This window comes from Segatella sinensis (assembly GCF_040095255.1).
In the GTDB taxonomy this organism is placed as follows: Bacteria; Bacteroidota; Bacteroidia; order Bacteroidales; family Bacteroidaceae; genus Prevotella; species Prevotella sinensis.
Genome location: NZ_JBBNGE010000001.1, coordinates 138,728 through 164,416 on the forward strand (window position 1 = coordinate 138,728; position 25,689 = coordinate 164,416).

At 48.2% G+C, this 25,689-nt stretch carries 17 protein-coding genes and 3 tRNA genes; 14 read left to right on the forward strand and 6 right to left on the reverse strand.

Annotated features, from left to right (window positions below; genetic code table 11):
• Positions 1 to 75: 75 nt before the first annotated feature.
• The gene (locus tag AAAT87_RS00505) at positions 76 to 1,740 is read right to left on the reverse strand and encodes a S41 family peptidase (RefSeq protein WP_296971685.1); all 1,665 of its coding nucleotides are present in this window, start codon (positions 1,738 to 1,740) and stop codon (positions 76 to 78) included.
• Positions 1,741 to 1,950: 210 nt separating this feature from the next.
• On the opposite strand from AAAT87_RS00505, the gene AAAT87_RS00510 reads away from it, so the two are divergent.
• A tRNA-Asn gene (locus AAAT87_RS00510) sits at positions 1,951 to 2,024 on the forward strand.
• Positions 2,025 to 2,074: 50 nt separating this feature from the next.
• A tRNA-Asn gene (locus AAAT87_RS00515) sits at positions 2,075 to 2,148 on the forward strand.
• Positions 2,149 to 2,468: 320 nt separating this feature from the next.
• Here the strand turns inward: AAAT87_RS00515 and pnp are convergent.
• Positions 2,469 to 4,787 (reverse strand): polyribonucleotide nucleotidyltransferase, encoded by a 2,319-nt coding sequence (gene pnp, locus AAAT87_RS00520; RefSeq protein ID WP_089544832.1) that lies wholly within the window; start codon positions 4,785 to 4,787, stop codon positions 2,469 to 2,471.
• Between the two features lie 194 nt (positions 4,788 to 4,981).
• Here pnp and AAAT87_RS00525 point away from each other — a divergent pair, with 194 nt between their 5' ends.
• The 9 genes from AAAT87_RS00525 to AAAT87_RS00565 all read left to right on the forward strand — a co-directional run bounded on the left by AAAT87_RS00525 (position 4,982) and on the right by AAAT87_RS00565 (position 15,169).
• The gene (locus AAAT87_RS00525; protein ID WP_089544831.1) at positions 4,982 to 6,160 is read left to right on the forward strand and encodes a TlpA disulfide reductase family protein; all 1,179 of its coding nucleotides are present in this window, start codon (positions 4,982 to 4,984) and stop codon (positions 6,158 to 6,160) included.
• A gap of 120 nt (positions 6,161 to 6,280) precedes the next feature.
• Complete coding sequence (locus AAAT87_RS00530; RefSeq protein WP_298529972.1) at positions 6,281 to 7,735, forward strand: sialate O-acetylesterase; 1,455 nt, start codon at positions 6,281 to 6,283, stop codon at positions 7,733 to 7,735.
• Positions 7,736 to 7,798: 63 nt separating this feature from the next.
• The gene (locus tag AAAT87_RS00535; RefSeq protein WP_298529971.1) at positions 7,799 to 8,332 is read left to right on the forward strand and encodes an NUDIX hydrolase; all 534 of its coding nucleotides are present in this window, start codon (positions 7,799 to 7,801) and stop codon (positions 8,330 to 8,332) included.
• Between the two features lie 106 nt (positions 8,333 to 8,438).
• Positions 8,439 to 10,775, forward strand: coding sequence for a type I DNA topoisomerase (topA, locus tag AAAT87_RS00540; protein WP_349225316.1), 2,337 nt, complete (start codon positions 8,439 to 8,441; stop codon positions 10,773 to 10,775).
• Position 10,776: 1 nt separating this feature from the next.
• Positions 10,777 to 11,304 carry a shikimate kinase gene (locus tag AAAT87_RS00545; RefSeq protein WP_349225317.1) on the forward strand — a complete coding sequence of 176 codons (528 nt, stop codon included), beginning with the start codon at positions 10,777 to 10,779 and terminating at the stop codon, positions 11,302 to 11,304.
• A 108-nt stretch (positions 11,305 to 11,412) separates the two neighbouring features.
• Positions 11,413 to 13,305, forward strand: coding sequence for a biosynthetic arginine decarboxylase (gene speA / locus AAAT87_RS00550; protein WP_295023532.1), 1,893 nt, complete (start codon positions 11,413 to 11,415; stop codon positions 13,303 to 13,305).
• A 19-nt stretch (positions 13,306 to 13,324) separates the two neighbouring features.
• Positions 13,325 to 14,098 carry an acetylglutamate kinase gene (gene argB, locus AAAT87_RS00555; protein ID WP_349225318.1) on the forward strand — a complete coding sequence of 258 codons (774 nt, stop codon included), beginning with the start codon at positions 13,325 to 13,327 and terminating at the stop codon, positions 14,096 to 14,098.
• A 65-nt stretch (positions 14,099 to 14,163) separates the two neighbouring features.
• Entirely contained in the window at positions 14,164 to 14,679 is a 516-nt protein-coding gene (locus AAAT87_RS00560; RefSeq protein ID WP_089544824.1) for an RNA polymerase sigma factor, read from the forward strand.
• Positions 14,669 to 15,169 (forward strand): PG0215 family putative anti-sigma factor, encoded by a 501-nt coding sequence (locus AAAT87_RS00565; RefSeq protein ID WP_089544823.1) that lies wholly within the window; start codon positions 14,669 to 14,671, stop codon positions 15,167 to 15,169. Before AAAT87_RS00560 ends, AAAT87_RS00565 begins: the two co-directional genes overlap by 11 nt.
• 655 nt (positions 15,170 to 15,824) lie before the next feature.
• On the opposite strand, the gene AAAT87_RS00570 is transcribed toward AAAT87_RS00565, so the two are convergent.
• From AAAT87_RS00570 to AAAT87_RS00585, 4 genes are all read right to left on the reverse strand, one after another.
• Complete coding sequence (locus tag AAAT87_RS00570) at positions 15,825 to 16,676, reverse strand: hypothetical protein (protein ID WP_349225319.1); 852 nt, start codon at positions 16,674 to 16,676, stop codon at positions 15,825 to 15,827.
• A 68-nt stretch (positions 16,677 to 16,744) separates the two neighbouring features.
• Positions 16,745 to 17,578, reverse strand: a complete 834-nt coding sequence (locus AAAT87_RS00575; protein WP_295023526.1) for a CPBP family intramembrane glutamic endopeptidase — start codon at positions 17,576 to 17,578, stop codon at positions 16,745 to 16,747.
• Positions 17,579 to 17,629: 51 nt separating this feature from the next.
• Positions 17,630 to 18,568 (reverse strand): bifunctional riboflavin kinase/FAD synthetase, encoded by a 939-nt coding sequence (locus AAAT87_RS00580; protein WP_349225320.1) that lies wholly within the window; start codon positions 18,566 to 18,568, stop codon positions 17,630 to 17,632.
• Between the two features lie 45 nt (positions 18,569 to 18,613).
• Positions 18,614 to 21,253, reverse strand: a complete 2,640-nt coding sequence (locus tag AAAT87_RS00585; RefSeq protein ID WP_349225321.1) for a calcium-translocating P-type ATPase, PMCA-type — start codon at positions 21,251 to 21,253, stop codon at positions 18,614 to 18,616.
• A 176-nt stretch (positions 21,254 to 21,429) separates the two neighbouring features.
• Between AAAT87_RS00585 and AAAT87_RS00590 the strand changes: the two genes are divergently transcribed.
• The 3 genes from AAAT87_RS00590 to AAAT87_RS00600 all read left to right on the forward strand — a co-directional run bounded on the left by AAAT87_RS00590 (position 21,430) and on the right by AAAT87_RS00600 (position 25,657).
• Positions 21,430 to 21,503: transfer RNA gene (locus AAAT87_RS00590), tRNA-Ile, on the forward strand.
• 196 nt (positions 21,504 to 21,699) lie between these two features.
• Positions 21,700 to 23,283, forward strand: a complete 1,584-nt coding sequence (locus AAAT87_RS00595) for an ATP-binding protein (protein ID WP_349225322.1) — start codon at positions 21,700 to 21,702, stop codon at positions 23,281 to 23,283.
• Between the two features lie 403 nt (positions 23,284 to 23,686).
• A complete protein-coding gene (locus tag AAAT87_RS00600) occupies positions 23,687 to 25,657 on the forward strand; it encodes a heavy metal translocating P-type ATPase (protein WP_428848529.1) in 1,971 nt (656 codons plus the stop codon).
• Positions 25,658 to 25,689 lie beyond the last annotated feature (32 nt).

Below are 25,689 nucleotides of genomic sequence, written 5' to 3' on the forward strand. Positions count from 1 at the left end.
TGAAAATCTCCAAAGATTTTTCTATTTTTTATTCATAACCTGCGCAATTTTAGGCGATTGTGCAGGTTTTTGTTGTTATTTCTTCACAGGATGGAGTATTTTTCCGTATTCTTCCGGAGAATTTAACAAATTGACGGCAGCCTTGACCTGCTTGTCGTAACGCAGGGAATTCTGGATGGCTCCAGCCTGGAAATAATAAGCTGCCACGATGTCGTTTTCCAAAAGCTGCTTGATGTAGTCTTTATTGAAATCCAAGTCTTTTGCCACATTGTGACTCAACTTCTTTTTCAACGCCTCGAACTCAGGTCTTGCATCCTCGTAATATCCTTCAAACTTAGCGAGTTTCTCCAAATCCTTGAGATATTTCTCGGTCTCACGGTCGTACTTGAAATCCGCTTTCAGAACGCGGGACTTGAACTCATCATAGTCGGCATCTGTCAAAGCAAAATCCTTGGCAGGTGCGATAGTAGGATGTTTGGCGATATAATCCACTTCGTAGTTGAGCATCACCTCATTACTGTCGCGGGCACCGGCGAGATAGAAAGCAATGTTTGGCAAGGAATCCGGCTTTACCTCTACATCCGGCTTCACACCGCCTCCATCACGCACCTCTCTGCCACCGGCAGTATAGAACACCTTGGTAAGTGAATCTGGAACATGCTCCACATAGCCGCCTTTGGCATGCTTGTAATTAAGTGCCTGCACGCATCTGCCACTTGGAATGTAATACTTGGCTGTAGTAAGTTTCATCTGTCCATTGTATGGCAAATCCATAGTGGTCTGTACCAGACCTTTTCCATACGTGCGCGTTCCTAATATAATAGCACGGTCATAGTCCTGCAGACTACCGCTCATTATCTCGCTGGAACTGGCTGTGTTTCCACTCACCAGAACTACCATCGGCATCACGGAGTCAACAGGTTCTACCGTAGTCTTGTATTCATTGTTGGAGCGTTGCAATCTACCCTTCATTTTCAATACAGTCTTTCCCTTTGGCAAGAACATATTGACGATGCTCACGGCCTCGCTCACCGAACCACCGCCATTACTTCTGAGGTCGAAGACGAGTCCCTTGGCTCCCTGCTTCTTCAGGTCGATGAAAGCACGGCGCACATCCTTGGCACAATTATCGGTGAAAGAATTGAAGTTGATATAACCGATACCACCTTCCATCATTCCGTAATATGGCAGGAAAGGCATCTGGATAGTACGGCGAGTTACCTTTACCTTCAGAATCTTACCAGTACTTGGTCGCTTTACCTTCAACATAAAGGAAGAGCCCGGTTCTCCACGAAGATGATCGCTTACATAGCTCACTTCCTTATTGGTCATATCCTCGTCATCGATACTCAGGATGATATCACCCTTCTTCAATCCCACTTCTGCAGCAGGCATATTGGCATAAGGTTCACTGATACACACACGCTGCAACTGGAAGTTATAGCGCACCACAGCACCCACACCAGCATATTTGCCGGTGAGCATATTCTTCAGTTCGTTGACTTTTTCCTCCGGATAGTAGGTAGTATAAGGGTCGAGGCTTCCCAACATCGCCTTAACGCCATTGCCCACCACCTCTTCGGCATCGAGCGTATCAACGTACATCAAGTCAAGATTCTTATAGATGGCATTGAAGATATCCATATTCTTAGCCATCTTGAAGTCGTGATCTTTATCTGTTTGTGCAATAGATGGCACCACGAGGAGCGCCATCAGCAATGAAACCAATACTTTTTTCATGTTTACCTTGTTATATGATTATTCGACCACAAAAGTACTCATTTCTTCTCGAAAACTGCCATAATTGATGCAAAAAGTAGTGAAAACCACCGAAAAATGCACTTTTTTAAGGAAAAACAGAAAAAAGTTGCCGAAAAATTTGGCTGAATGAAGAAAAGTTAGTACTTTTGCACACGCAAATAAGGAACGCAACTTTCCGCAATGCAAAATGCTTCAATAGCTCAGTTGGTTAGAGCACCTGACTGTTAATCAGGGGGTCGTTGGTTCAAGCCCATCTTGAAGCGCAAAAGAGTCGCAGGTTTTACTTGTAACTCTGTTCTTTTTCAAACCAAATGCTTCAATAGCTCAGTTGGTTAGAGCACCTGACTGTTAATCAGGGGGTCGTTGGTTCAAGCCCATCTTGAAGCGCATTACATAAGCCTTGCAAGTTTTCACTTGCAGGGCTTTGTTGTTTTTAGACATCTTAAAGTTCCCCTCTGTTTACACCCAATGTTTTTAGACTATCCCCCTTTACACTCATCACGAATTTTTACATATAATTCTGCAATTAAAAGTGTCCTTAAGGAGAATATATTTTTTCCTTAAGGGAAAATATTTTTTTCCTTAAGGATATTTATTTTTTTCCTTAAGGAAACAGTTTCATAGGGTTCTGACAAAAAAACGGGTGCATTCCGCTTTTTTTGACGAAATGCACCCATCTATATTTATTAATGTATATAATACCAGGATTATTCTACATCATTGTTATGATCCAAAGAATCGTTGAAATCCTTAGGAGCCTGCTCCTCGTTACGATGCTCGTAACGACGTGGCTGACGAGCTGGACGCTCACCACGACCCTCATGACGATCATCACGACGACCACGACGCTCACCGCGCTCTGGACGTGGACGACGCTCACGCTCCACGTAACCCTCAGGTTTCTCCATCAACACACGGTGAGAGAGTTTGTACTTGCCAGTCTTAGGATCAATCTCCATCAACTTCACCTTGATCTTGTCGCCTTCCTTGATGCCAGCCTCTTCAACTGTCTCAAGACGCTTCCAATCGATCTCAGAGATGTGGAGCAAACCATCCTTACCTGGGAGAATCTCCACGAAGCAACCGTAAGGCATGATAGAACGAACAGTACCCTCGTAAACCTCACCAACCTCAGGAACAGCTACGATAGCCTTGATCTTAGCCAAAGCAGCATCGATAGAATCCTTGTTAGGAGCAGATACCTGTACGTGACCCTTACCATCAGTCTCCTCGATAGTGATAGTAGCACCAGTATCCTCCTGCATCTGCTGGATAATCTTACCACCAGGGCCGATGACAGCACCGATGAACTCCTTAGGAATATCGAATGCTACGATACGTGGAACCTGAGGCTTCATCTCAGCACGTGGCTCAGAGATAGTCTCCATCATGCAGTTGAGGATGTGCTCACGACCAGCCTTAGCCTGCATCAAAGCCTCCTCGAGAATCTCGAAGCTCAAACCGTCGCACTTGATATCCATCTGTGTAGCGGTCAAACCATCGCGGGTACCTGTGGTCTTGAAGTCCATATCACCCAAGTGGTCCTCATCACCGAGGATATCACTGAGGATAGCATACTTGTCCTCACCTGGGTTCTTGATAAGACCCATAGCGATACCAGAAACTGGCTTCTTCATAGGAACACCTGCATCCATCAGGGCGAGAGTACCGGCACAAACAGTAGCCATAGAAGAAGAACCGTTAGACTCCAGGATCTGGCTTACCAAACGAACTGTGTAAGGGAAGTCTGCAGGAATCTGACCCTTCAAACCACGCCATGCCAAGTGACCGTGACCAATCTCACGACGGCCTACGCCGCGCTGAGCCTTAGCCTCACCTGTAGAGAATGGAGGGAAGTTATAGTGAAGGAGGAAGCGCTGGTAGCTCTTCTCGAGCACACCGTCGATAAGCTTCTCATCCATCTTTGTACCAAGAGTACATGTAGAGAGAGACATAGTCTCACCACGCTGGAAGATAGCGCTTCCGTGAGGCATTGGGAGTGGAGACACCTCGCACCAGATAGGGCGGATATCTGTAGTAGCACGACCATCAAGACGCAAGCCCTCATCGAGGATGCAACGACGCATAGCATCGCGCATTACGTCATCATAGTAGCGGGTAGCCTCAGCGTGCTTCTCCTCCAAGTCTTCCTCAGAGAGATCGGTATGAGCTGCGTCATACTTCTCAAGGAAGTCTGCCAAGACCTTGTCGAAAGCATCCTGACGAGCATGCTTCTCCAAAGCCTGGTGGTTGATATCATAAGCAGGCTTGTAAAGCTCAGACTTGATCTGCTCACGGAGTTCCTCGTCGTTGATCTCATGATCATACTCACGCTTCACGTCAGTACCCTTCTCCTTAGCCAACTCATACTGGAGTTCGCACATAGGCTTGATAGCCTCGGCAGCAGCCTTGAGGGCGCCGATCAGATCCTGCTCAGCAACTTCCTTCATCTCACCTTCCACCATCATGATGTTCTCCTTGGTAGCACCAACCATGATATCCATGTCAGCCTCTTCCATCTGCTGGAATGTAGGGTTAACAACATACTCACCATTGATACGAGCTACACGGACCTCAGAGATGTAGTGCTCGAAAGGAATATCTGAACAAGCCATGGCAGCTGAAGCAGCGAAACCTGCAAGGGCATCTGGCTGGTCAACACCATCGGCTGAGAGCAACATTACCTGTACGTAAACTTCTGCATGGTAGTTAGAAGGGAAAAGTGGACGCAAAGCACGGTCCACAAGGCGAGAGGTAAGGATCTCCTCGTCGCTAGCCTTGCCTTCGCGCTTGGTGAAACCACCAGGGAAACGGCCAGCAGCACTGTACTGCTCACGGTAATCTACTTGCAAAGGCATGAAATCTGTACCCGGAACTGCATCCTTTGCTGCACAAACAGTTGCGAGAAGCACTGTGTTACCCATGCGGAGAACCGCAGCACCATCAGCCTGTTTTGCAACTTTTCCGGTCTCAATTGTGATGGTTCTTCCATCAGGCAACTGAACACTTTTTGTAATTACGTTCATCTAATTATTAAAACTTATTGTTTTGTCTAACATCTAATATCTAAAACGGTGCAAAGATACCTCTTTAATAATTAATAAACGAATATTTGGGCAACTATTTTCTACTTTTTTAATAATTTTATCTATCTAAGGTGCATTATTCCCGATTTTATTACTACCTTTGCAGTCGATAATTTCGCAAAATACTAAAATTCATGAAGATATCTAGAATCTATTCAGCGGCAGTGATTATGGTAGCTGCGCTGGCTCTCACTTCTTGTAACAACAAGAAATTTCATATCAACGGTAATATTACCGAGGCTCAGGACTCTATGCTCTACCTGGAGAACCTCAGCCTGAATGGTCCGGTGAAGATTGACTCGGTGAAACTGGGTGAAGATGGATCCTTCGCTTTCGAAGAGAATGCGATGGACAGCATCACTCCAGAATTCTACCGTCTCCGCATTGCCAATCAGAGCATCAACCTCAGTATCGACTCAACCGAGACCGTCAACGTGAAGGCAGCTTATCCTCAGATGAGCTACAAGTACGAGGTGGAAGGCTCAGAGAACTGCAGCAAGATCAAGGAACTTTCGCTCAAGCAGATGACTCTGCAGAGCAACATCAATGGCATCATCAAGAGCCCTAACATCGGGGTAGATTCCATGGATGTCATCGTGGCTCGCATGCTGGCTGCATACAAGCAGGATGTAAAGACCAACTACATCTTCAAGGAGCCGATGAAGGCTTCCTCTTACTATGCACTCTTCCAGACTATCCAGTTGGGCAACACCAACTCACTCATCTTCAACCCTCGCAACAACAAGGATGACGTGAAAGTATTCGCTGCCGTAGCTACAAGCTGGGATACTTACTATCCAGGCGCAGAGCGTGGCAAGAACCTGCACAACATCGCCATCGAGGGCATGAAGGATATCCGCATCATCGACAGGCAGCGTGCACAGCAGCAGATTGAGGCAAGCAAGGTGAGCGTAAACGGATGCATAGAAATTGCCCTGCAGGACAACAAGGGACAGGTTCGCCGCCTCTCTGATCTCACCGGCAAGGTGGTATTGCTCGATTTCCATATCTTCGCCAGCAACGAGAGCACCAAGCGCATCATGATGCTCCGTGAGCTATACAACAAGTATCATGCTGCCGGACTGGAAATCTATCAGGTTTCCGTAGATCCAGATGAGCACTTCTGGAAAACATCTACCGCTGCCCTTCCATGGATCTGCGTACGTGAAGAGAACGGCATCCAGGGAACAAGTCTCCAGCTCTACAACGTGCAGAGCATCCCTACCTTCTTCCTCATCGACAGAAGCAATACTCTGAGAGCTCGCGACATACAGATCAAGGACATTGATGCAGCCATCAAGAACCTTCTTTAATACGAGCTTTCATACAACAGATAAGTCGGAAGTCTGGACTTTTCTCCAGACTTCCGGCTCCTATTATCCAATACGAGCTACAATAGATTAACAGCAACTATAAATTTTAAGCACTAAAAAATGAACAAGAAACTTTTAGCTTTCGCAGCATTGGCTCTCGTAACAGCAGGAGCAAACGCTAAAGTAAAGTTGCCACACATCCTGGGTGACAACATGATTATCCAACAAGATTCAGAAGCCAACCTCTGGGGTTGGGACAAGCCTGGTACTCTGGTAGAGGTAAGCACCTCATGGTCGCAGCAGAAATATTCTGCAAAGACCGGAAAGGATGGCAAGTGGGCTGTCAAGGTACAGACTCCAAAAGCTAGCTACACTCCACTCTCCATTACCTTCGATGATGGCGAAAAGACTACCCTCAATAATATATTGGCCGGTGAAGTATGGGTCTGCGCCGGACAGAGCAATATGGAGATGCCGGTGAAAGGTTTCGGCAACTGCCCTGTAAAAGGCTACAACAAGGCTGTATTGGAAGCCAACCGATATAAAGGTGTACACTACGTGAAGATTCCTAGCGTGATGAGCAGCAAGCCACTCGATGACGCCAACTGCGAATGGAAGGAGATTAATCCGGAAACCGTGGGCGATGCATCTGCCACCGGATATTTCTTTGCCCAGGTAGTAAACAAGGCTCTCGATGTGCCTGTAGGTCTAGTTATGGCAAACAAGGGCGGAAGCCGAGTAGAAAGCTGGCTCGATCGTGACTATCTGAAAAAGAACACGAAAGAAGACCTCGACTCCCTCAAGATGACGAAGAATCCTAAGTTCAAGTGGGACTTCCTCTACCCTCTTCTCTGGGGCAACGGAACCTTCCATCCTATCCTCAACTATAGCGTGAAGGGAATCCTCTTCTATCAAGGCTGTTCCAACGTGGGCGACCCGGCAGGTCAATACACACAGCGTCTTGCCGACCTCGTAGCCCAGTGGCGTAGAGACTTCAAGCAGGGCGAACTGCCATTCTATTTCGTGCAGATTGCACCTTATCATAATGGCGATGTGAATGGTGATGCAGGTCCAAGACTTCGCGAGCAGCAGTTTAATGCAGCCAAGATCATCCCGAACAGTGGCATCGTCTGCACCGAAGATCTGGTTTATCCATACGAGGTAGAGCAGATTCACCCATGCCAGAAGCAGCCTGTAGGTGAGCGTCTGGCTCTTCAGGCACTCAGCAAGACCTACGGTATGAAGGGACTCTTCTGCGAGAGTATGACTTTCAAGGAGATGAAGATTGTTGGCGACACTGTGAAGGTTCACTTCGACAACACCTACGGAGCCTATAACCGCTTTGAAGGCATCAAGGGCTTTGAGGTAGCCGGCGAAGACAAGGTGTTCCATCCTGCCACAGCCAAGCATTTCTGGCAGGAAGGCAACGACGGATGGAACGAGTGCATCGTCGTAACCAGCCCTAAAGTCAAGAAGCCGGTAGCTCTGCGCTACTGCTTCCGCAACTTCCAGCTCGGCAACATGGCGAATGCAGGCGGTCTGCCTCTCTTCCCATTCCGAACAGACAATTGGTAATTAATAACATAGCGGTCGATCTTTGTGAAATCCAAAGACCGACCGCTCTTTAACATATATATTATGAGTCACGTTTTAGACAAATTCAAGTTTTGCCCGGTTTGCGGCTCTCAACATTTCGAGATCAACAACTTTAAGAGTAAAAAATGCAAGGACTGTGGATTCACCTATTATCTGAATCCCAGCAGCGCCACAGTAGCCTTCATTCTCAACGAGAAAGAAGAACTTCTGGTGGTTCGCAGAAAAAACGAGCCAGCCAAAGGCACCCTCGACTTGCCGGGCGGATTCGTAGATATGGATGAAACCGGTGAAGAAGGCGTGGCTAGAGAAGTAAAGGAAGAAACGGGTCTGGAAGTAATCGGGGTGAACTATCAGTTCAGCATCCCTAACCTCTATCTCTATTCCGACTTCCTGGTTCATACCCTGGATATGTTCTATGTGGTAAAGGTGAAAGATCTCTCTCATGTGGAGGCGATGGACGATGCCGAGGAGTCATACTGGATTTCTCTCAGCAACCTCCATCCCGAAGAGTTCGGATTAGGATCAATAAGACAGGGAGTGGCCAAATTTCTTGCAAAACACAAGACGAAAGAATGAAAATACGCCCCAAAACATTTAAAAAACCAAAAAAATCACTATATAATAAGGTATAAGCAAAAAGTTTATTTACTTTTGCAGACCAAAAGAAATTGTGTAGAAGCGTATGCAAGAAAATTTAGTAATCGTCGAGAGCCCAGCAAAGGCCAAGAAAATCGAAGAGTTTTTAGGTAAAGACTTCAAGGTGATGTCTTCTTACGGTCATATCCGTGACCTCAAGAAGAAGGAACTCAGTATAGACGAGAAGACCATGGAACCTTGTTATGAGATTCCAGAGGAAAAGAAAAAGCTCGTCACAGAATTGAAATCAACAGCGAAGCAAGCTAAGAAGATTTGGTTAGCATCCGATGAGGACCGCGAGGGAGAGGCCATCAGCTGGCACCTTTGCGAAGTACTCGGACTGGATGAAGCGAAGACAAGCCGTATTGTCTTCCATGAAATTACCAAACCTGCCATCTTAGACGCTATCGAGCACCCACGCCATCTGGACATGAACTTGGTAAATGCCCAGCAGGCACGTCGTGTGCTCGACCGCATCGTGGGCTTCAAGCTCTCTCCTGTGTTGTGGAGAAAGGTGAAACCAGCCCTCTCTGCCGGTCGTGTACAGAGTGTTGCCGTACGCCTCATCGTGGAGCGTGAGCGTGAAGTCCAGAAGTTCAAGAGCGAACCATACTATCGTGTCAACGCCGTATTCGCCCTGATCAGCGAGAATGGCGCAGCCACAGAGGTAAAGGCAGAGCTTGATAACCGTTTCAAGACCCATGAAGAGGTGGAAGCCTTCCTGGAGAAGTGCAAGGACGCCAAGTTCACCGTAGAGGCTGTTACCAAGAAGCCGCTGAAGCGTACACCAGCGCCTCCTTTCACCACCTCAACCCTGCAGCAGGAAGCAGCCCGCAAGCTCGGCTTCACCGTAAGCCAGACCATGATGGTGGCTCAGCGCCTGTACGAGAGTGGACGCATCACCTACATGCGTACCGACAGTGTGAACCTCTCTACCCTCTGCAGCAATGCCAGCAAGGATGAGATCATCAAGGAGTACGGCAAGGAATACAGCAAGCCACGTGCCTATCACACCAACTCCAAGGGGGCACAGGAGGCTCACGAGGCCATCCGACCTACCTACATGAGCGAGACAAGCATCGATGGCACCAGCCAGGAGAAGCGTCTTTACGACCTGATTTGGAAACGTACCATCGCTTCACAGATGGAGGATGCACAGTTGGAGAAGACTACCATCAATATCAGCATCGACAACACCAGCGAGAAGTTTGTTGCCAATGGTGAGGTTGTAGTATTCGATGGTTTCCTCAAGGTATATCGTGAATCTACCGATGAGGATGAGAACGTAGAAGATTCAACCCATCTCCTGCCAGCCATGAAGAAAGGCGATGAGTTGCAGCGCCGTGAAATCATCGCCACAGAGAAATTCTCTCTGGCACCAGCAAGATACACCGAAGCAAGTCTGGTGAAGAAGCTGGAAGACCTCGGCATTGGCCGTCCATCTACCTATGCTCCTACCATCAGCACCATCCAACAGCGTGAATACGTTGTGAAGGGCGACAAGCAGGGCGAGGAGCGTACCTACACCGTAGATACGCTGAAGGGTTTCATGATTACCCAGAAGACCAAGAAGGAACAGGCTGGCTCGGAGAAGGGCAAGCTTCTCCCTACCGATATCGGAATCGTGGTAAACGACTTCCTGATGGCCAACTTCCCTAACATCATGGACTATAACTTTACGGCCAATGTAGAGCAGAAGTTTGATGATATCGCCGAGGGAAAGACCGAGTGGACCAAATGGATGAAGGACTTCGACAAGCGTTTCGAACCGGAAGTGAAGGGCGTGATGGAAGCACGCAGCGAGCACAAGGCCGGTGAGCGTGAACTGGGCAAGGACCCAAAGAGCGGGCGCCCTGTATTCGTAAAGATCGGAAGATTCGGTCCAGTGGTTCAAATTGGTACCGCCGAAGACGAGGACAAGCCACAGTTTGCCCAGTTGCCTGCCGACAAGAGCATTGAGACCATCACTCTGGAGGAAGCATTGGAACTCTTCAAGCTGCCTCGCCAGGTTGGTGAGTTCGAAGGCACTACCGTAACCATCGGAAGCGGCCGTTTCGGTCCATACGTACTCCATGACCGTAAGTATGTATCCATTCCTAAGGAAATCGACCCAATGACCATCACCCTGGAACAGGCAGTGAAACTTATCAACGAAAAACGCTCTAACGAGCAGAAACGCCATATCAAGACCTTTGAGGAAGACAACAAGCTGGAGCTCCTGAACGGGCGCTATGGTCCTTACATCGCATTCGATGGCAAGAACTATCGCATTCCAAAGGCAAAGCAGGAGAACGTAGAGTCACTCAGCTACGAGGAGTGCATGACCATCATCAAGGAAGCACCAGAACCAAAGGCAAGAGGCAGAAGAAGTAAAAAAGAATAAAATGAAGTCTATCATCATCATTGGATATATGGGAGCCGGCAAGACTACTGTCGGTAAAGCCCTCGCCAAAGAGCTTGGCGTGATGTTCTACGACCTCGATTGGTACATCGAGAGCCGTATGCGCAAAACCGTGAAGCAGATCTTTGACGAAGTAGGAGAAGAGGGATTCCGCCAGATAGAGCATAACATGCTACACGAGGTGGCGGAGTTTGAAAACGTAGTGGTTAGCTGTGGCGGAGGAACACCCTGTTTCTTCGACAACATGGAGTATATGAACCAGTCGGGCAACACCATCTACCTCAAGGCAACGCCAGAAACCCTCTATGCTCACCTCAAGATGGGCAAGGGCGTACGCCCCCTGCTGCTCAACAAGACTCCGGAGGAAGTACAGGTATTCATCCGCGAGCAGCTGATGCAGCGCGAGTCTTTCTATGAGAAGGCAAAACATATCATAGACATCAATGTGATGGACAACTTGGATAAAGTAAACGAAACGGTACAGGAGGTTCGTAGCCTGCTGAACGTATAAAGATAAAAGGTAAGCCACCTCAAGACAAGAGACGGCTTACCTTTCTACGATTTATCATAAACAGAAAATATCATAAAACAAACTTTTTAGCAAGACCAAGAACAGAAAATGAAGAAATGGACTATTGAAGACTCGAAGGAGCTCTACAACATTGGTGGTTGGGGCACTTCTTACTTTGGCATCAACGACAAGGGTGATGTCTATGTAACTCCATGCAAGGACAACACGCAGATAGACCTGCGCGACATCATGGACGAGTTGGCATTACGAGACATCAACGCTCCCGTACTGCTCCGTTTCCCAGACATACTCGACAACCGCATCGAGAAGACAGCCAGCTGTTTTCAGAAGGCCAAGGAGGAATATGGTTACAAGGGGGAAAACTTTGTCATCTATCCTATCAAGGTGAACCAGATGCAGCCGGTTGTAGAGGAGATTATCTCTCATGGAAAGAAGTTCAACCTGGGACTGGAAGCCGGTTCCAAGCCTGAGCTTCATGCCGTTATCGCCGTACAGGCACAGAGCGACTCACTCATCATCTGCAACGGTTACAAGGACGAGAGCTACATCGAACTTGCCTTGCTCGCACAGAAGATGGGTAAGCGCATCTTCATCGTGGTAGAAAAGCTCAACGAGCTGGATATCATCGCTAAGGTGGCAAGCAAGCTCAACGTGAAGCCAAACATCGGTATCCGCATCAAGCTCGCTTCTTCAGGCTCTGGAAAATGGGCTGAGAGCGGTGGTGATGCTTCGAAGTTCGGTTTGACAAGTGCCGAACTGCTCACCGCCCTCAACAAGATTGAGGAGATGGGATTCCACGACTGCCTGCGCCTCATCCACTTCCACATCGGAAGCCAGATTACCAAAATCCGCCGCATCCAGACGGCTCTCCGTGAGGCAGCACAGTTCTACATCAACCTCCACAAGATGGGCTACAATGTAGATTTCGTAGATTGTGGCGGTGGTCTTGGCGTAGATTACGACGGCACCCGTTCTGCCAGCAGCGAAAGCTCTGTAAACTACTCTATCCAGGAGTATGTAAACGACTGTGTCTATACCTTCGTTGATGCAGCCAACAAGAACAATATCGAGCATCCTAACCTCATCACCGAGAGTGGCCGCTCGCTCTCTGCCCACCACTCCGTATTGGTGATTGATGTCTTGGAGACTGCTTCCCTGCCGGAAATGCCAGAGGAGTTTGAAGCAAAGGAGACTGACCACCAGCTAGTGAAGGATCTCTATGAGATATGGGACAACCTGAATCCTCGCAACATGCTGGAAGACTGGCACGATGCCGAGCAGATTCGCGATGAGGCATTGCAGCTCTTCTCTCATGGTATCGTAGATTTGAAGACCCGTGCCGAGATTGAGGCGATGTACTGGAGCGTGTGCCACGAGATCAACAACCTTGCCAAGCACATGAAGCATGTGCCTGAGGAGCTGAGAGGACTGGACAAGATTCTTGCCGACAAGTATTTCTGCAACTTCTCATTGTTCCAGAGCCTGCCAGACAGTTGGGCCATCGACCAGCTCTTCCCTATCATGCCTATCCAGCGCTTGGACGAGCGTCCAACCCGCAACGCTACCTTGCAGGACATCACCTGCGACAGCGACGGAAAGATAGCCAACTTCGTAACCGATGGCCATATCGGCAACGTTCTCCCACTTCATCCCTTGAAGAAAAACGAGCCATACTATCTCGGTGTATTCCTTGTAGGTGCCTATCAGGAGATTCTGGGCGACATGCACAATCTTTTCGGCGACACCAATGCAGCCCACATCTCAGTAAAGGATGGCAAGTACTGCATCGACCAGATATTCGATGGCGAGACCGTAGAGGAGGTTCTGGATTACGTACAGTACAATCCAAAGAAGCTCGTCCGCCAGTTGGAGCAGTGGGTAACCAAGAGTGTGAAGGAAGGCAAGATTTCACTCGATGAGGGCAAGGAATTCCTGGGCACCTATCGCAATGGTCTCTTCGGATACACTTATCTTCAGTAAACATTCAACATAAGATAAAATGGAAAAAGTAACAGTAGTAAAGGTAGGCGGTGCCATCGTTGAAGACAGCGAGCAGCTGGCACAGCTCTTGAAGGATTTTGCAGCCATTTCCGGCAAGAAAGTATTGGTACATGGCGGTGGCCGCCGTGCCACCAAGGTAGCCGCAGCCCTCGGCATCGAGAGTAAGATGGTAAACGGCCGTCGCATCACCGATGCAGACATGCTGGAAGTGGTTACCATGGTGTATGGCGGTTTGGTAAACAAGAATCTGGTTGCCAAGCTTCAGGCTAACGGCGTGAATGCCCTCGGTTTGACAGGTGCTGATATGGATGTAATCCACAGTCACAAACGCCCATTGAAGGACGGCATTGACTTCGGGTTCGTAGGCGATGTAGAGCGTGCCAACGGCAAGATGCTCCAGACCCTGATTAACGAAGGCATCACCCCAGTGATGGCTCCGCTGACCCACGACGGCAAGGGCAATATCCTCAATACCAATGCCGACACCATCGCAAGCGAGACAGCCAAGGCTCTGGCTCCTTACTACGACGTGACATTGATATATAGTTTTGAAAAGAAAGGCGTGCTCAGCAATCCTGAGGATGACGACAGCGTGATTCCAGTGATTACTCATGCCGATTTTGAGAGATATAAAGCAGACGGTACCGTAGCAGGCGGCATGATTCCAAAGCTGGAGAATGCCCTTGCAGCCATCGATGCAGGCGTGAAAGAGGTGATTATCACCCTTGCTACCGCCATCGACGGAAAGCACGGAACTGTTATTAAGAGTTAAAAACAGAAATAATTCAGAGTTGCTTGTAACTTTTTTACAGGTGAGTCGTCATTAATTATAGAGGGATGAAAAAAATCAGTTTCCAAAACGATGTTTTGCCACTGAAGAATAAACTCTTCAGGCTGGCCCTTCGCATTACTCTCAACCGGGAGGAAGCGGAGGACGTTGTGCAGGATACCATGATTAAAGTCTGGAATGCCCGCGACAGATGGCAGGAGCTCGACTCCATCGAGGCCTACAGCCTCACCATCGCCCGCAACCTCTCGCTCGACCGCATCAAGAAGATGGACAATCAGAATGATTCGCTGGAAGAGCAGACCACGGAAAGGCTCGACGAGACATCATCCACTCCTTCCGAACGAATGATTCAGAAAGACAAGCTGAACATCGTAAGGAACATCATTAATGAGTTGCCCGAGAAGCAGCGCAGCTGTCTGCAACTTCGAGACATCGAAGGAAAATCCTATAAGGAAATAGCAGACATCCTCAGCATCACCGAAGACCAGGTCAAGGTGAATATCTTCAGGGCTCGACAAACAGTAAAACAAAGATTTCAACAATTCGACAGTTATGGATTATAAGTACATCAACCAACTTTTGGACCGCTATTGGAAGGCCGAGACTTCTCTCGAAGAAGAGGAGATTCTCCGTGCATTCTTCAGCCAGGACGAGTTGCCTGCCGAGCTGAAGCCATATCAGGCGCTCTTCTCTTACGAGATGGGCGAGGCTAAGCAAGAGACACTGGGTGATGACTTCGACCAGAAGATGATGGCGATGATTGAAGATGAATACACCAAGGAGCCAAACAAGGCGAAGGTCGTTTCATTGACAGAGCGTCTGAAGCCTCTCTTCAAGGCTGCTGCCGTGGTAGCCATCGTCTTGACCTTGGGCAACGCGGCCCAGGTTCCTTTCCAGAACGATGTCGATAATCAGATTGAAAACGTAGGATACACCAAAAGTGGCAAGGGCGTTTCCGTAGCCATGGGCGATTCTGCTTCGGTTGACTCCATGCAGCGCACGGGCATCGACCAGATAAGCACCACCACCGCTTCTCCTACGATACTGAAGTAGTTATTTCTATGCTTTCTCTATATAAAAAATCATGTTTAGTAAAACAATTCTGAAACTGTGAAGTTTCAATTCTCTCAAATTTTTCATAACATACTAACGTATTAGGGCTGCCAGGATGTACTGGCAGCCCTTGCTGTTTTATAAATAAACTAATTCATAGTTTCGTGGGGCACAATTTATCGCCATCAAGAGTCATCATTTAAGGCTCCTGCCGGTCATCATTGATGACTCTTGCCGGTCTTCATATAAGGCTCCAGGCTAGCTTAAGAAGGAGGACTTGAAAGGGTGGTTTTCCTGATGGGGGTTAACAGGTTAACAGTTAACAGCCCGAAAATGCATACTACTCCCCACTCACATATTATAATAAGTATATATATATATTTATATAATATAAGGTATGGGAAAGAGGGGGAGGATGCAAAAAAACAGCTGTTAACTGTTAACCTGTTAACTCCTTGCCCTCTTTGTTAACGAATCTAACTCATAGTTTTCTCCCCCAAAACTCACCGTTTCTTGGGTCAGAAGTCATTAAAAAAATAACACGGACAAATTGAATTTGTCCGGACAAATTGTCCGGCAGCTCATAACACACTGATTATTGCTCAGTTACAAGCACACGGACAAACGAGCCGGACAAATTCAATTTGTCCGTGTTTTATTTTTCAACCGAAAATCGAATATAAGTTCTATCATCGAAGCTCTTATTGCCCTCAACGATGCCCTTGGTGGCGATAAAGGAATGGATGTTCTGAGGGTCGTTGGCAATCTGCTCTGCCAATGATGCCTCGCTCGCTGCCAAGGTTGGTTTCAGGAAAGGATAGCCATCGCTCGCCAATACTACTTCATTGAGAGATAAAACAGGCTTCGTTTGCTCTTGAAAGTATGTTTCAATGCTACTTGAAGCAGGCTTCATTTTTAACGCAACAACCTTCACTCCCTCCCGATAGATAGGAAATCCATCGATAACCGTATAGGTCCGGTTCTGCCCCGAAAGCATCGCCTTGATAAGCAATGGCTCTATCTGCTTTCTAGCCTCGGCAGGAGAAAGGCCCTGTTCTATCAGCTCCACTCGCTTCCTGGCAATCTCCTGCTCATAAGGCTTGCCGTTCTCATAGAGCTTTCCATCGATGATGGCCTGGCAATCGCCCACCATCCAGACTTCATTTCTTGTCCGGCTATAAAGGATAGCCGAGGCGGTAAGCCGCTCTTCCGGATGTTCCTTCAACCGCTCTTCCACCCCTAGCTTTTCATACACCTTATTATATATGTAGGCTGTCACACCCTGGCAGAAATCATCTACCGAGGCATCCGCTTTCAACTCCTCACGAATATACTCCGAGATAAGCATCATGGCGTATCTTCCGTTCTTCATATCAGGATTGAGATGCTTCGGAGTCTTGCTCGTACTGCCATCAATCACAGCGATGAAATCATCGGTAACTACCATTCCATCCTCACAAGCCTCAGGGCTCTTCTTTCCTATGATACTGCTTTCTATTATCTTCATAAAATCTACTGATATATCTGAAAAAAGGCTACCCATTCAGGTAACCTTTTTACTCGTTTATTTATCTCTTAAGCCTTTGCTTTCTTTAATCTGATAATCATCTGTATGAAACTTGGAATCATGATGCAGAGAGAGAAGCCTACGGCATAATACATGGTCTTCTCATCGCCATGGAAGAGGTCGATGAGTTTGCCATCGCTCTGAGGCATGATATTGGATAGAACATACGCCATCGTATTGTTCACCCAGTGGAGCAGGATGCCCGGAACAAGACTCTTGGTGCGATAATACATCCACCCCAGGAGCAAGCCCATCAGGAGGGCATTGACAAACTGCGCTACGTTGGCGTGAGCCAGACCGAAGATGGCAGCCGAAATCATGATGGCTACCCAATGGTTCTTCTTGCTCATAAGACCCAGCAGGGTGCGGAGAACGGCTCCACGGAACACAACCTCCTCAGCAAAAGGCGCCAGAACGCCGATAGCCACATAGCCCCAAGGCTCCTTCATGAGCGATGCGAATATCTGCTCGGTATTCTCGTCCATCTCGATGCCTATCTGCTCATAGATGAACTCCAGAGGAATGATGGTTCCCAGGGTGAACAATGCCACCCAGAGAAGCGTTGCCCAAGGCTTGGAAAGCAGATAATCGCGGGTCAGCGGTGTCCACTTCGTCTTCAGGAAGATGACGAGGGTGATAACGTTGCTGAACGCTGAGGTAAGCGCCGTCAGGATAGGATTGCTGCCCGAACTGATAGCCAGGAGCGTTGCCTGGTAACCTTCGCCCTTAATGCCCGCCCAGATTCCTACGCCAGCATACATCACGATAATCTGTACTACTATAAATATAATAAGGTAGAGGACGATATCCGTCAAACCTCTCTTTAAATTAATCTTTGCCATTGCTTTTACTGTTTTATAATTAATCGTTTATAGTTAATAGCATTCTCGCTATCATTCCGCTTCCTTTTCAAAGAGATCCAGCACGGTCTGCTCATCGTCTTTCAGCTGCGCCGCCAACTCCTCGGGACTGTCAAACTTCTGTTCGCCCCTTATTCGCTTCACAAAGCTTACGAGCAAGAGCTGGTCGTAAATATCGCCTTCGAAATTGAAGATGTGCGTCTCTAGCGTCAGTTGTCTGCCATTGAAGGTTGGGCGGTTGCCCACATTCATCATTCCCCGTTTCCATATCACCGTATTCTCCAGTCTTACCTTTACGGCATAGACACCAGGAGCAGGAATCAACTGTCCGAAATGCGAGATATCGAGATTGGCTGTAGGGAAGCCGAGTTTTCTGCCTTCATGGAATCCATTCACCACCTTTCCGATGAGGGTGTAAGGGAAACCGAGGCACTGGGCTGCCATCTCCACTTCTCCCTCTTTCAGGAATGAGCGGATTACGGAAGAAGAGATGTTGATGCCATCTATCTGGAAGGCCTCGTTCCGGATTACCTCAATGTCCATCTCCTTGCCGTAGCGCACGTAATCCTCAAAAGTCTCTGCACGGTTGTGACCGAATCGATGGTCGTAGCCGATGAAGAGTTTCCTTACGTTGAGATGGTCGTGGAGCACCTGCTGCATAAACTCTCTTGCCGACATCGCAGCCATCGCCTTGTCGAAATGCAACACCACAGCATTATCCACTTCCGTCTTCGAAAGCAGCAGCAGCTTGGAGTCGAGTGTGCTCAGCATCTCTGGCTGATAATCTGCCTGCAATACCTTGCGGGGATGCGCATCAAAGGTGATGACGGTGGATTGCAAGCCATCCTTTCGTGCCGTCTCTACGAGATGATGAATCAGGAACTGATGTCCCCGATGCACTCCATCGAAGAAACCGATGGTTGCCACACAAGGCGGCAACTGCACGATATCATTATAATGTATTGTATTCATAAGGACTGTCTTTAACATTCATATCAGAAGAAGAACTCCGATGAATTATCTTCTCTTTGCTATCATTCTCTTGAAGCCTCTCCACAGCTCGCCCACCCAGAGCACAACAGAGGTGGAACCGATGATGAGCAGCCACTCGTGGAGCGACAATGGTGTGGTGCGGAACATTTCGCCACCAAAGGTTACGATAATCCACTGACCCACCAAGACCAGTACAAGCACCAGAATCATTCCCTTATCCTTCAGGAAATGGCGGAAGGCGGTGTGATGACTCATCAGCGCCTTGGCATTGAAGAGGTTCCAGAACTGAATCATCACGAAGGTGGTGAAGAACATGGTCAGTTCATGCACATCTACTCCACCCTTGCCTCTGCGCTCACAGTAAACCAGCAGGGCGAACATCACGAGGAAGAAGACGATGCCGCAGAACAGGATGCCGAAACCGATACTCTTGTTGATGATGAAATCGGATGCCTTGCGTGGTTTATCCTTCATCACCTCGTGAGATGGAGGCAATGAGGCGAGCGCCAAGGCTGCAAAGGTATCCATGATGAGGTTCACCCAGAGAATCTGAGTAACCGTCAACGGCATCTCGGTTCCGATGACTGAGCCGCCAAGCACCAGCAGGAGGGCTGCCACGTTAACTACCAACTGGAAGAAGAGGAAGCGCTGCAGGTTGCGATAGAGCGAGCGTCCCCACATCACGGCGTTGGCGATAGACTTGAAGGAATCATCGAGCAGGGTCATATCCGAAGCCTCCTTAGCCACGGAAGTTCCCGAACCCAGCGACAAGCCCACGTGGGCATAGTGAAGTGCCGGAGCATCGTTGGTACCGTCGCCTGTTACGGCAACCACCTCGCCACGCTTCTGGAGCATAGCCACCAGTCGCTGCTTATCGGTAGGACGGGCACGGCTCATCACACGGATATCCTTTGCCCGCTCGTAAGCCTCTTCATCAGAAAGAGCCTCCCACTGTTCGCCCGTAATCATCTGCTGGTCGAGCGAAGTCAGAGAGCCATCCGCTCCGATGTTCTCAGGTTCATCTTCGAAGACACCTATCTGCTTGCCTATCTCCAAGGCGGTGGCAGCCGTATCACCCGTAACCACCTTTACCTCGATACCCGCATGGCGGCACTCCTGCACGGCAGCAGGAACATCCGGACGGATAGGATCGGCAATGGCTGCAATGGCTTGCAGCTGAAGGTCGTTGGCATCGAGAAGTGCTACCACTTCGGCAGTAGAGGTTCTGGAAGTTCTCATGATAGAAGCTTCTACCTTCTTATAGGCGAACGCCAGGGTTCTCATCGCCTTATGCTGCCACTCGTCGAGTTCTTCAGCAGTCTGTTTCTGCATTCTATCCTCGATGATGCATTTCTTCATCACGATTTCAGGCGCACCCTTCACGAAGAGATAGGTCTCGCCATCAACTTCTGCCAAGGTTGCCATCATCTTTCTCTCGGTAGAGAAAGGCAACTGCTTGAGCACGTTCACCTGCTTGCGGAGTTCTTCATAATCCTTGCCCTGGGCATCGAGCCAGAGCAGGAGAGCCGACTCGGTAGGGTTTCCGATAGGTTTGCCGTCATTCAACTCGGCTGTAGAGTTGAGGGCGATGGCAGTATCGAGCAGCGCCTCATCGCCCTGCTTGAGTTCCAAGGCGCTCACCTGCATCTTGTTCTGGGTAAGCGTACCGGTTTTATCGGTACAGATCACGGTAACGGCACCCATGGTTTCGCAGGCATGTAGCTTGCGCACCAGATTGTTCGACTTCAGCATTCTTCGCATGTTGAGCGCCAGAGAAAGGGTAATCGCCATCGGCAATCCCTCAGGCACCGCCATCACAATCAGGGTAACAGCCATCATGAAGTATTTCAGCACGATTTCTGCCATATAGAAATAATCCTTGCCGCCCCATGCCGGGTTGGTGAGGATATCGTGAATCAGGAAGATGAAGAAGGCTGCCACAGATACCACGGAGCCTACCTTGGAAATCATTTTTGCCAACTTATCGAGCTGCATGTGTAGCGGTGTCTCCACCGAAGTCTGTTCAGTAGATTTCTTCGCCACCTTACCAATCTCGGTAGCATCGCCCACGGCAGTAACCACGAACTCGCCCCTGCCATTCATCACCATGGTAGAACGGAGGATGACGTTGCTAGGATAGGCTCCATCCCCACCGCCTTCCAGAGATTTCTCGGCAACCGGTTCGCCCGTCAGGGTAGATTCATTAATCTGCAGGTCGTTGCAGACGATGAGTTCGCCATCGGCAGGCACCTCGTCGCCCACTTCCACGAGTACCACATCTCCCACCACCACATCGTGGCGTGGAATTTCCATCACCTTACCATTGCGGCGCACCTTTACCGGCTGCTCTTCGCTGAGCGCCGTGAGCAGATTAAACTTCTTAGCCGCATCGCGCTCAAAGTAGAAGCCCACGGTGGTAGCAAGGAAAACTGCCACGAAGATACCGATGGTCTCCATGAAATTCTTTTCGATGAAAGCGAGGATAAGGGAAACGAAAGCCGCAACGAGGAGTATCTGGATAATCGGATCGCGATACTTTTCCAAATACAGTTTCCATAATGAGGTACGTTGAGGAGGGGTGAGCACGTTTTTGCCATGCAGTTCCCTACTCTGTTTTACTTGTTCGTCGGTAAGACCGATTCTTTTGTTTTTGTCTATGTCCATTTCTGAATAGAAATACTTTTCTTTTGTACGATTAATAAGTACATACGCACGTGTGCGCACATAATTTTGGTGCAAAGATACGCTATTTTTCTGATTCAAGGAAAATTTTTAAGATTTTATTTGGTTATTTGCCTAAAATCTAGTATCTTTGCACTCGAATTTGATAAAAATTCAATGGACTTGTAGCTCAGTTGGTTAGAGCAACAGACTCATAATCTGGAGGTCCTAGGTTCAAGCCCTAGCTGGTCCACTTTGAAAATCAAGCAGTTAAGCAGAAATAGCTTAACTGCTTTTTTCATTTTCAGGAAACAATGATTGAAACCGCGCATTCAAGCATGCAGAAAGAATGTACATCCTAAAAGCAACACCGTAATTCCTCTTTTAAAATTTGGTGGTTTCAATTATTTGCCGTATCTTTGCGCCATACAAATAAAGGAGAAAGGATTATGGCAAACAATGAATACAGAAAGCTGCCTATAGGCATACAATCTTTCAACAAGATAAGAGAAGAAAACTATCTCTATGTTGATAAGACTGACATCATTTGGGATTTGGCGAACAAAGGTAGAAGGTATAATTACTTGAGCCGTCCTCGCCGATTCGGAAAGTCTGTGCTCATTGATACGCTACAATGTTACTTTGAAGGAAGAAAGGAACTCTTCGAAGGTCTCAAAATCATGGACTTGGAGAAGGATTGGAAGGCATATCCTGTGATTCGACTCGACATGAGCCGTGGAGGCGCCAATGCAGAAACCTTGCGTTCGTACCTGAATCTGCGATTCGGATACTACGAAGAGAAGTATGCCATCACTCCCGATCCTACCGCCCAGCTTGCCGACCGCTTTGATGCCATCATTACGACGGCATACAAACAGACGGGCTTGAAGGTTGCCATCCTCATCGACGAATATGACTCTCCACTCCAGCACTCTTGGAAGACCCCGGAACACGAAGCATGCACCGAGGTATATCGTGAAGTCTTTGCCATTTTAAAGGCCGATGATGAATACGAGTGTCTGGTCTTTATCACGGGCATCACCAAGTTTACGCAAATTTCCCTTTTCTCCGTGCTCAACAATTTAACCAACATCAGTTTCCTCCCTGAATATGCAGCCATCTGCGGCATCACTGAGGAGGAGATAAAAGAAAACTTCAAGCCTGAACTTGAAAAAATGGCAGAGGTAAACGGATGGACTTTACAGGAAACCCACGACAAGCTGAAGGACTACTACGACGGTTACCATTTCAGTCGCAGAAACATGGTTGACGTCTACAATCCTTTCAGCCTCATCAATGCGCTTGACACCCAGGATCTCAACAGTTATTGGGCATCTTCGGGAGCCACTTCCATGCTGCCGAAGTTCATTAAAGATGCTGAGTTGCGCCTACCGGATTTTGAGGATTGCATGATTCTCCGCAACACATTGGAGACTTCCGATGTTACTGGCGGAGGTCCAGAACTCTTCTTATATCAATCAGGTTATCTCACCATCAAATCGTGCGTAGGAAATATCTATCACCTAGGTTTCCCAAATGAAGAGGTAAAACAGGCGCTCTACGAATGCGTACTGCCTGCATTGACCATGCGACAAGAGGCTGATACGCAGTCTCTGCAAGCGCAGTTGTACCAATATCTGGAATACAAAGAGTTAGATAAAGCGATGAAAGCGCTCAAAGCATTGGTTGCCGATGTGCCTTACAGCAACAAGAAGTTGGCATCCATGGATATGGAAGAGCGTTACCGTCTGATCATCAGTACCATCTTGAATGCCATCGGTTTGAAAGTGGAAGTAGAGCACATGCTTTCTACTGGCAGAATCGACCTCATTGTCAAAACAACTCATCACATCTACGTAATAGAGTTGAAGTTAAGAAACAATGGTGGCAAGGAAGCTGCCATCAAGCAAATTCATGACCGACAATACCTGGAGCCTTTCAAGGCCGACAAGCGAGAGGTAGTAGGCTTAGGCATAGAACTAGACGAAGAAGGCAAAGGCGTTTTGGATTGGGAAATGGTAAATGAAGAATAAAGCAATAGGGGCATGTCGTTACTTGATACGGCATGCCCTTCATTTTCGAGAATGTCTTCTCGATGAGCTATCATCTTCACGTTTCTTCTTAATTTGCCCAAGAAGCCAAATGACTGAGTAAGAGAATCCGGCAAAAAAAGAGGGCAACTAGGGCTTTTGCAACCAAGTTGCAGAAACCTTTTCGTAATTTTGCAACCGAAATAGAAAAAGGAACTGAATGTTCCGGGATATATAGAACTAAAAGTATTGCAAAATTATGGAAGAAATGAAACATTCTCACGAACATCATCATGAATGCCATTGTGAAAATTCTCACGAACATCATCATGACTGCTCATGCTCCACAGAAGAACATGAGCACCTGGGGTGCGGTTGCCACCACCATCATCATGAAGAAGGCGGTTTGAAATCCAAACTCTTTCTGATAGGAGCAACCATCATCCTCCTGATTATCGCTGTTTTCATCGAAAAGAATTACGACCTGGCTACCTGGCAGTTACTCCTCGTCTATCTCATTCCTTATTTATTAATAGGACACGAGACGCTGGACGAAGCTGCAGAAGGTATTGCCAAGGGCGATATGTTTAACGAAAACTTCCTGATGGCTATCGCAACCATCGGAGCCCTTTGCATCGGATTCTTTCCTGGATCAGACACAGAATTCCCGGAGGCAGTCTTCGTGATGCTCTTCTTTCAGGTGGGCGAACTCTTCGAAGGATATGCGGAAGGAAAGAGCCGCGACAGTATTTCGCATCTGATGAATATCCGACCAGACGTGGCGAATGTTGAAAGAAACGGAAAAGTAGAGTCGGTTTCGCCGGAAGACGTCAAGATAGGAGAAACTATCGTAATCCGTCCGGGAGAGAAAGTGCCTTTGGATGGTGTTGTTGTAGAGGGCAATTCAGCCTTGAATACCATTGCCCTGACAGGTGAGAGTATGCCACGGGATTTGAATGAAGGCGATACTATCATGTCCGGTTGCATCAATCTTTCAGGAGTAGTTCGTGTACGCACCACCAAGAGTTTTGGCGAAAGTACCGTATCCAAGATTATTTCTCTGGTAGAGAGTGCAGACAAGAACAAGTCGAAGAGCGAGGCTTTCATCACCCGTTTCGCCCGAGTCTATACTCCTATCGTTGTTTTCGCAGCCATTGCCCTGGCTTTTATTCCTCCATTCCTGGCAGCTACGGGAATCGTTGGCGAAGGAACCTTTGGCGAGAACTTCCCGTTATGGCTCAACCGCGCCTTGATATTCCTGGTAGTATCCTGTCCTTGCGCCCTGGTCATCAGCGTGCCCCTCACCTTCTTTGGCGGCATCGGCGGAGCATCCCGGAACGGTATTCTCATCAAGGGCAGCAACTATATGGATGCTTTAGCCAAGGTGGGAACCGTTGTGTTCGACAAGACGGGTACCTTGACCCACGGAGAGTTTGCCGTGGCAGCTGTTCATGCAGACGCTTCCTGCCCAGACCATCCATCCCACAATGCAGATAATGTGCATATTGGCGAATATTCTGACAAGGAGAAGATTCTGCTGCATTTGGCGGCTCATGCTGAACATTTCACTACCCACCCTATCGGAGCAGCCCTGCGTACTGCCTTCCCTCAAGAAGCAACGGATGGCTGCGAGGTGACCGATGTAGAGGAGATTGCAGGACAGGGTATCCGTGCCAAAGTGAACGGCAAGGAGGTTTGCGTGGGCAACAAGAAGATGATGGAAAACATCGGCGCAAAATGGCACGACTGCAACCAGGTGGGAACCATCATCCACGTCGCCATTGATGGCAAGTACGCGGGACATATTGTAATCAACGACACCCTTAAGGAAGGAAGCGCCCATGCCATCAGAGAGCTGAAAGAACTGGGAGTGGAGAAAACGGTAATGCTGACGGGCGACCGCAGAGAAGTGGGAGAAGATGTTGCCCACAAACTGGGACTGGACGAGTGCCGCGCAGAACTGCTGCCAACCGACAAGGTTTCGCATGTAGAACAACTGCTGAAGACGAAACCTGCAGGCAAGACGCTCGCTTACGTAGGCGATGGCATCAACGATGCCCCTGTATTGAAACGTGCCGATGTGGGCATTGCCATGGGTGGACTTGGAAGCGATGCAGCCATCGAAGCTGCCGATGTAGTACTGATGGATGATGACCCTAGAAAGATTGCCCTTGCCGTGAAGATAGCCAGAAGAACCATTCATATCGCTCACGAGAACGTGATATTTGCCATCGGAGTGAAGGTTGCCGTACTGATTCTCGCCACCATTGGTCTCGGCACCATGTGGATGGCTGTCTTTGCCGATGTAGGTGTTACGGTACTGGCTGTATTGAACGCCATGAGAAGTTTGGGTAAAAATCGTCTTTTTTTTCGTTAAATACCAAAATAAGTTGTATCTTTGCAACCGAA

Excerpts from the sequence above, each read along its gene's own strand:
- AAAT87_RS00505 (WP_296971685.1), bottom strand. The coding sequence starts at position 1,740 with ATGAAAAAAGTATTGGTTTCATTGCTGATGGCGCTCCTCGTGGTGCCA.
- pnp (WP_089544832.1), bottom strand. The coding sequence starts at position 4,787 with ATGAACGTAATTACAAAAAGTGTTCAGTTGCCTGATGGAAGAACCATC.
- AAAT87_RS00525 (WP_089544831.1), top strand. The coding sequence starts at position 4,982 with ATGAAGATATCTAGAATCTATTCAGCGGCAGTGATTATGGTAGCTGCG.
- AAAT87_RS00530 (WP_298529972.1), top strand. The coding sequence starts at position 6,281 with ATGAACAAGAAACTTTTAGCTTTCGCAGCATTGGCTCTCGTAACAGCA.
- AAAT87_RS00535 (WP_298529971.1), top strand. The coding sequence starts at position 7,799 with ATGAGTCACGTTTTAGACAAATTCAAGTTTTGCCCGGTTTGCGGCTCT.
- topA (WP_349225316.1), top strand. The coding sequence starts at position 8,439 with ATGCAAGAAAATTTAGTAATCGTCGAGAGCCCAGCAAAGGCCAAGAAA.
- AAAT87_RS00545 (WP_349225317.1), top strand. The coding sequence starts at position 10,777 with ATGAAGTCTATCATCATCATTGGATATATGGGAGCCGGCAAGACTACT.
- speA (WP_295023532.1), top strand. The coding sequence starts at position 11,413 with ATGAAGAAATGGACTATTGAAGACTCGAAGGAGCTCTACAACATTGGT.
- argB (WP_349225318.1), top strand. The coding sequence starts at position 13,325 with ATGGAAAAAGTAACAGTAGTAAAGGTAGGCGGTGCCATCGTTGAAGAC.
- AAAT87_RS00560 (WP_089544824.1), top strand. The coding sequence starts at position 14,164 with ATGAAAAAAATCAGTTTCCAAAACGATGTTTTGCCACTGAAGAATAAA.
- AAAT87_RS00565 (WP_089544823.1), top strand. The coding sequence starts at position 14,669 with ATGGATTATAAGTACATCAACCAACTTTTGGACCGCTATTGGAAGGCC.
- AAAT87_RS00570 (WP_349225319.1), bottom strand. The coding sequence starts at position 16,676 with ATGAAGATAATAGAAAGCAGTATCATAGGAAAGAAGAGCCCTGAGGCT.
- AAAT87_RS00575 (WP_295023526.1), bottom strand. The coding sequence starts at position 17,578 with ATGGCAAAGATTAATTTAAAGAGAGGTTTGACGGATATCGTCCTCTAC.
- AAAT87_RS00580 (WP_349225320.1), bottom strand. The coding sequence starts at position 18,568 with ATGAATACAATACATTATAATGATATCGTGCAGTTGCCGCCTTGTGTG.
- AAAT87_RS00585 (WP_349225321.1), bottom strand. The coding sequence starts at position 21,253 with ATGGACATAGACAAAAACAAAAGAATCGGTCTTACCGACGAACAAGTA.
- AAAT87_RS00595 (WP_349225322.1), top strand. The coding sequence starts at position 21,700 with ATGGCAAACAATGAATACAGAAAGCTGCCTATAGGCATACAATCTTTC.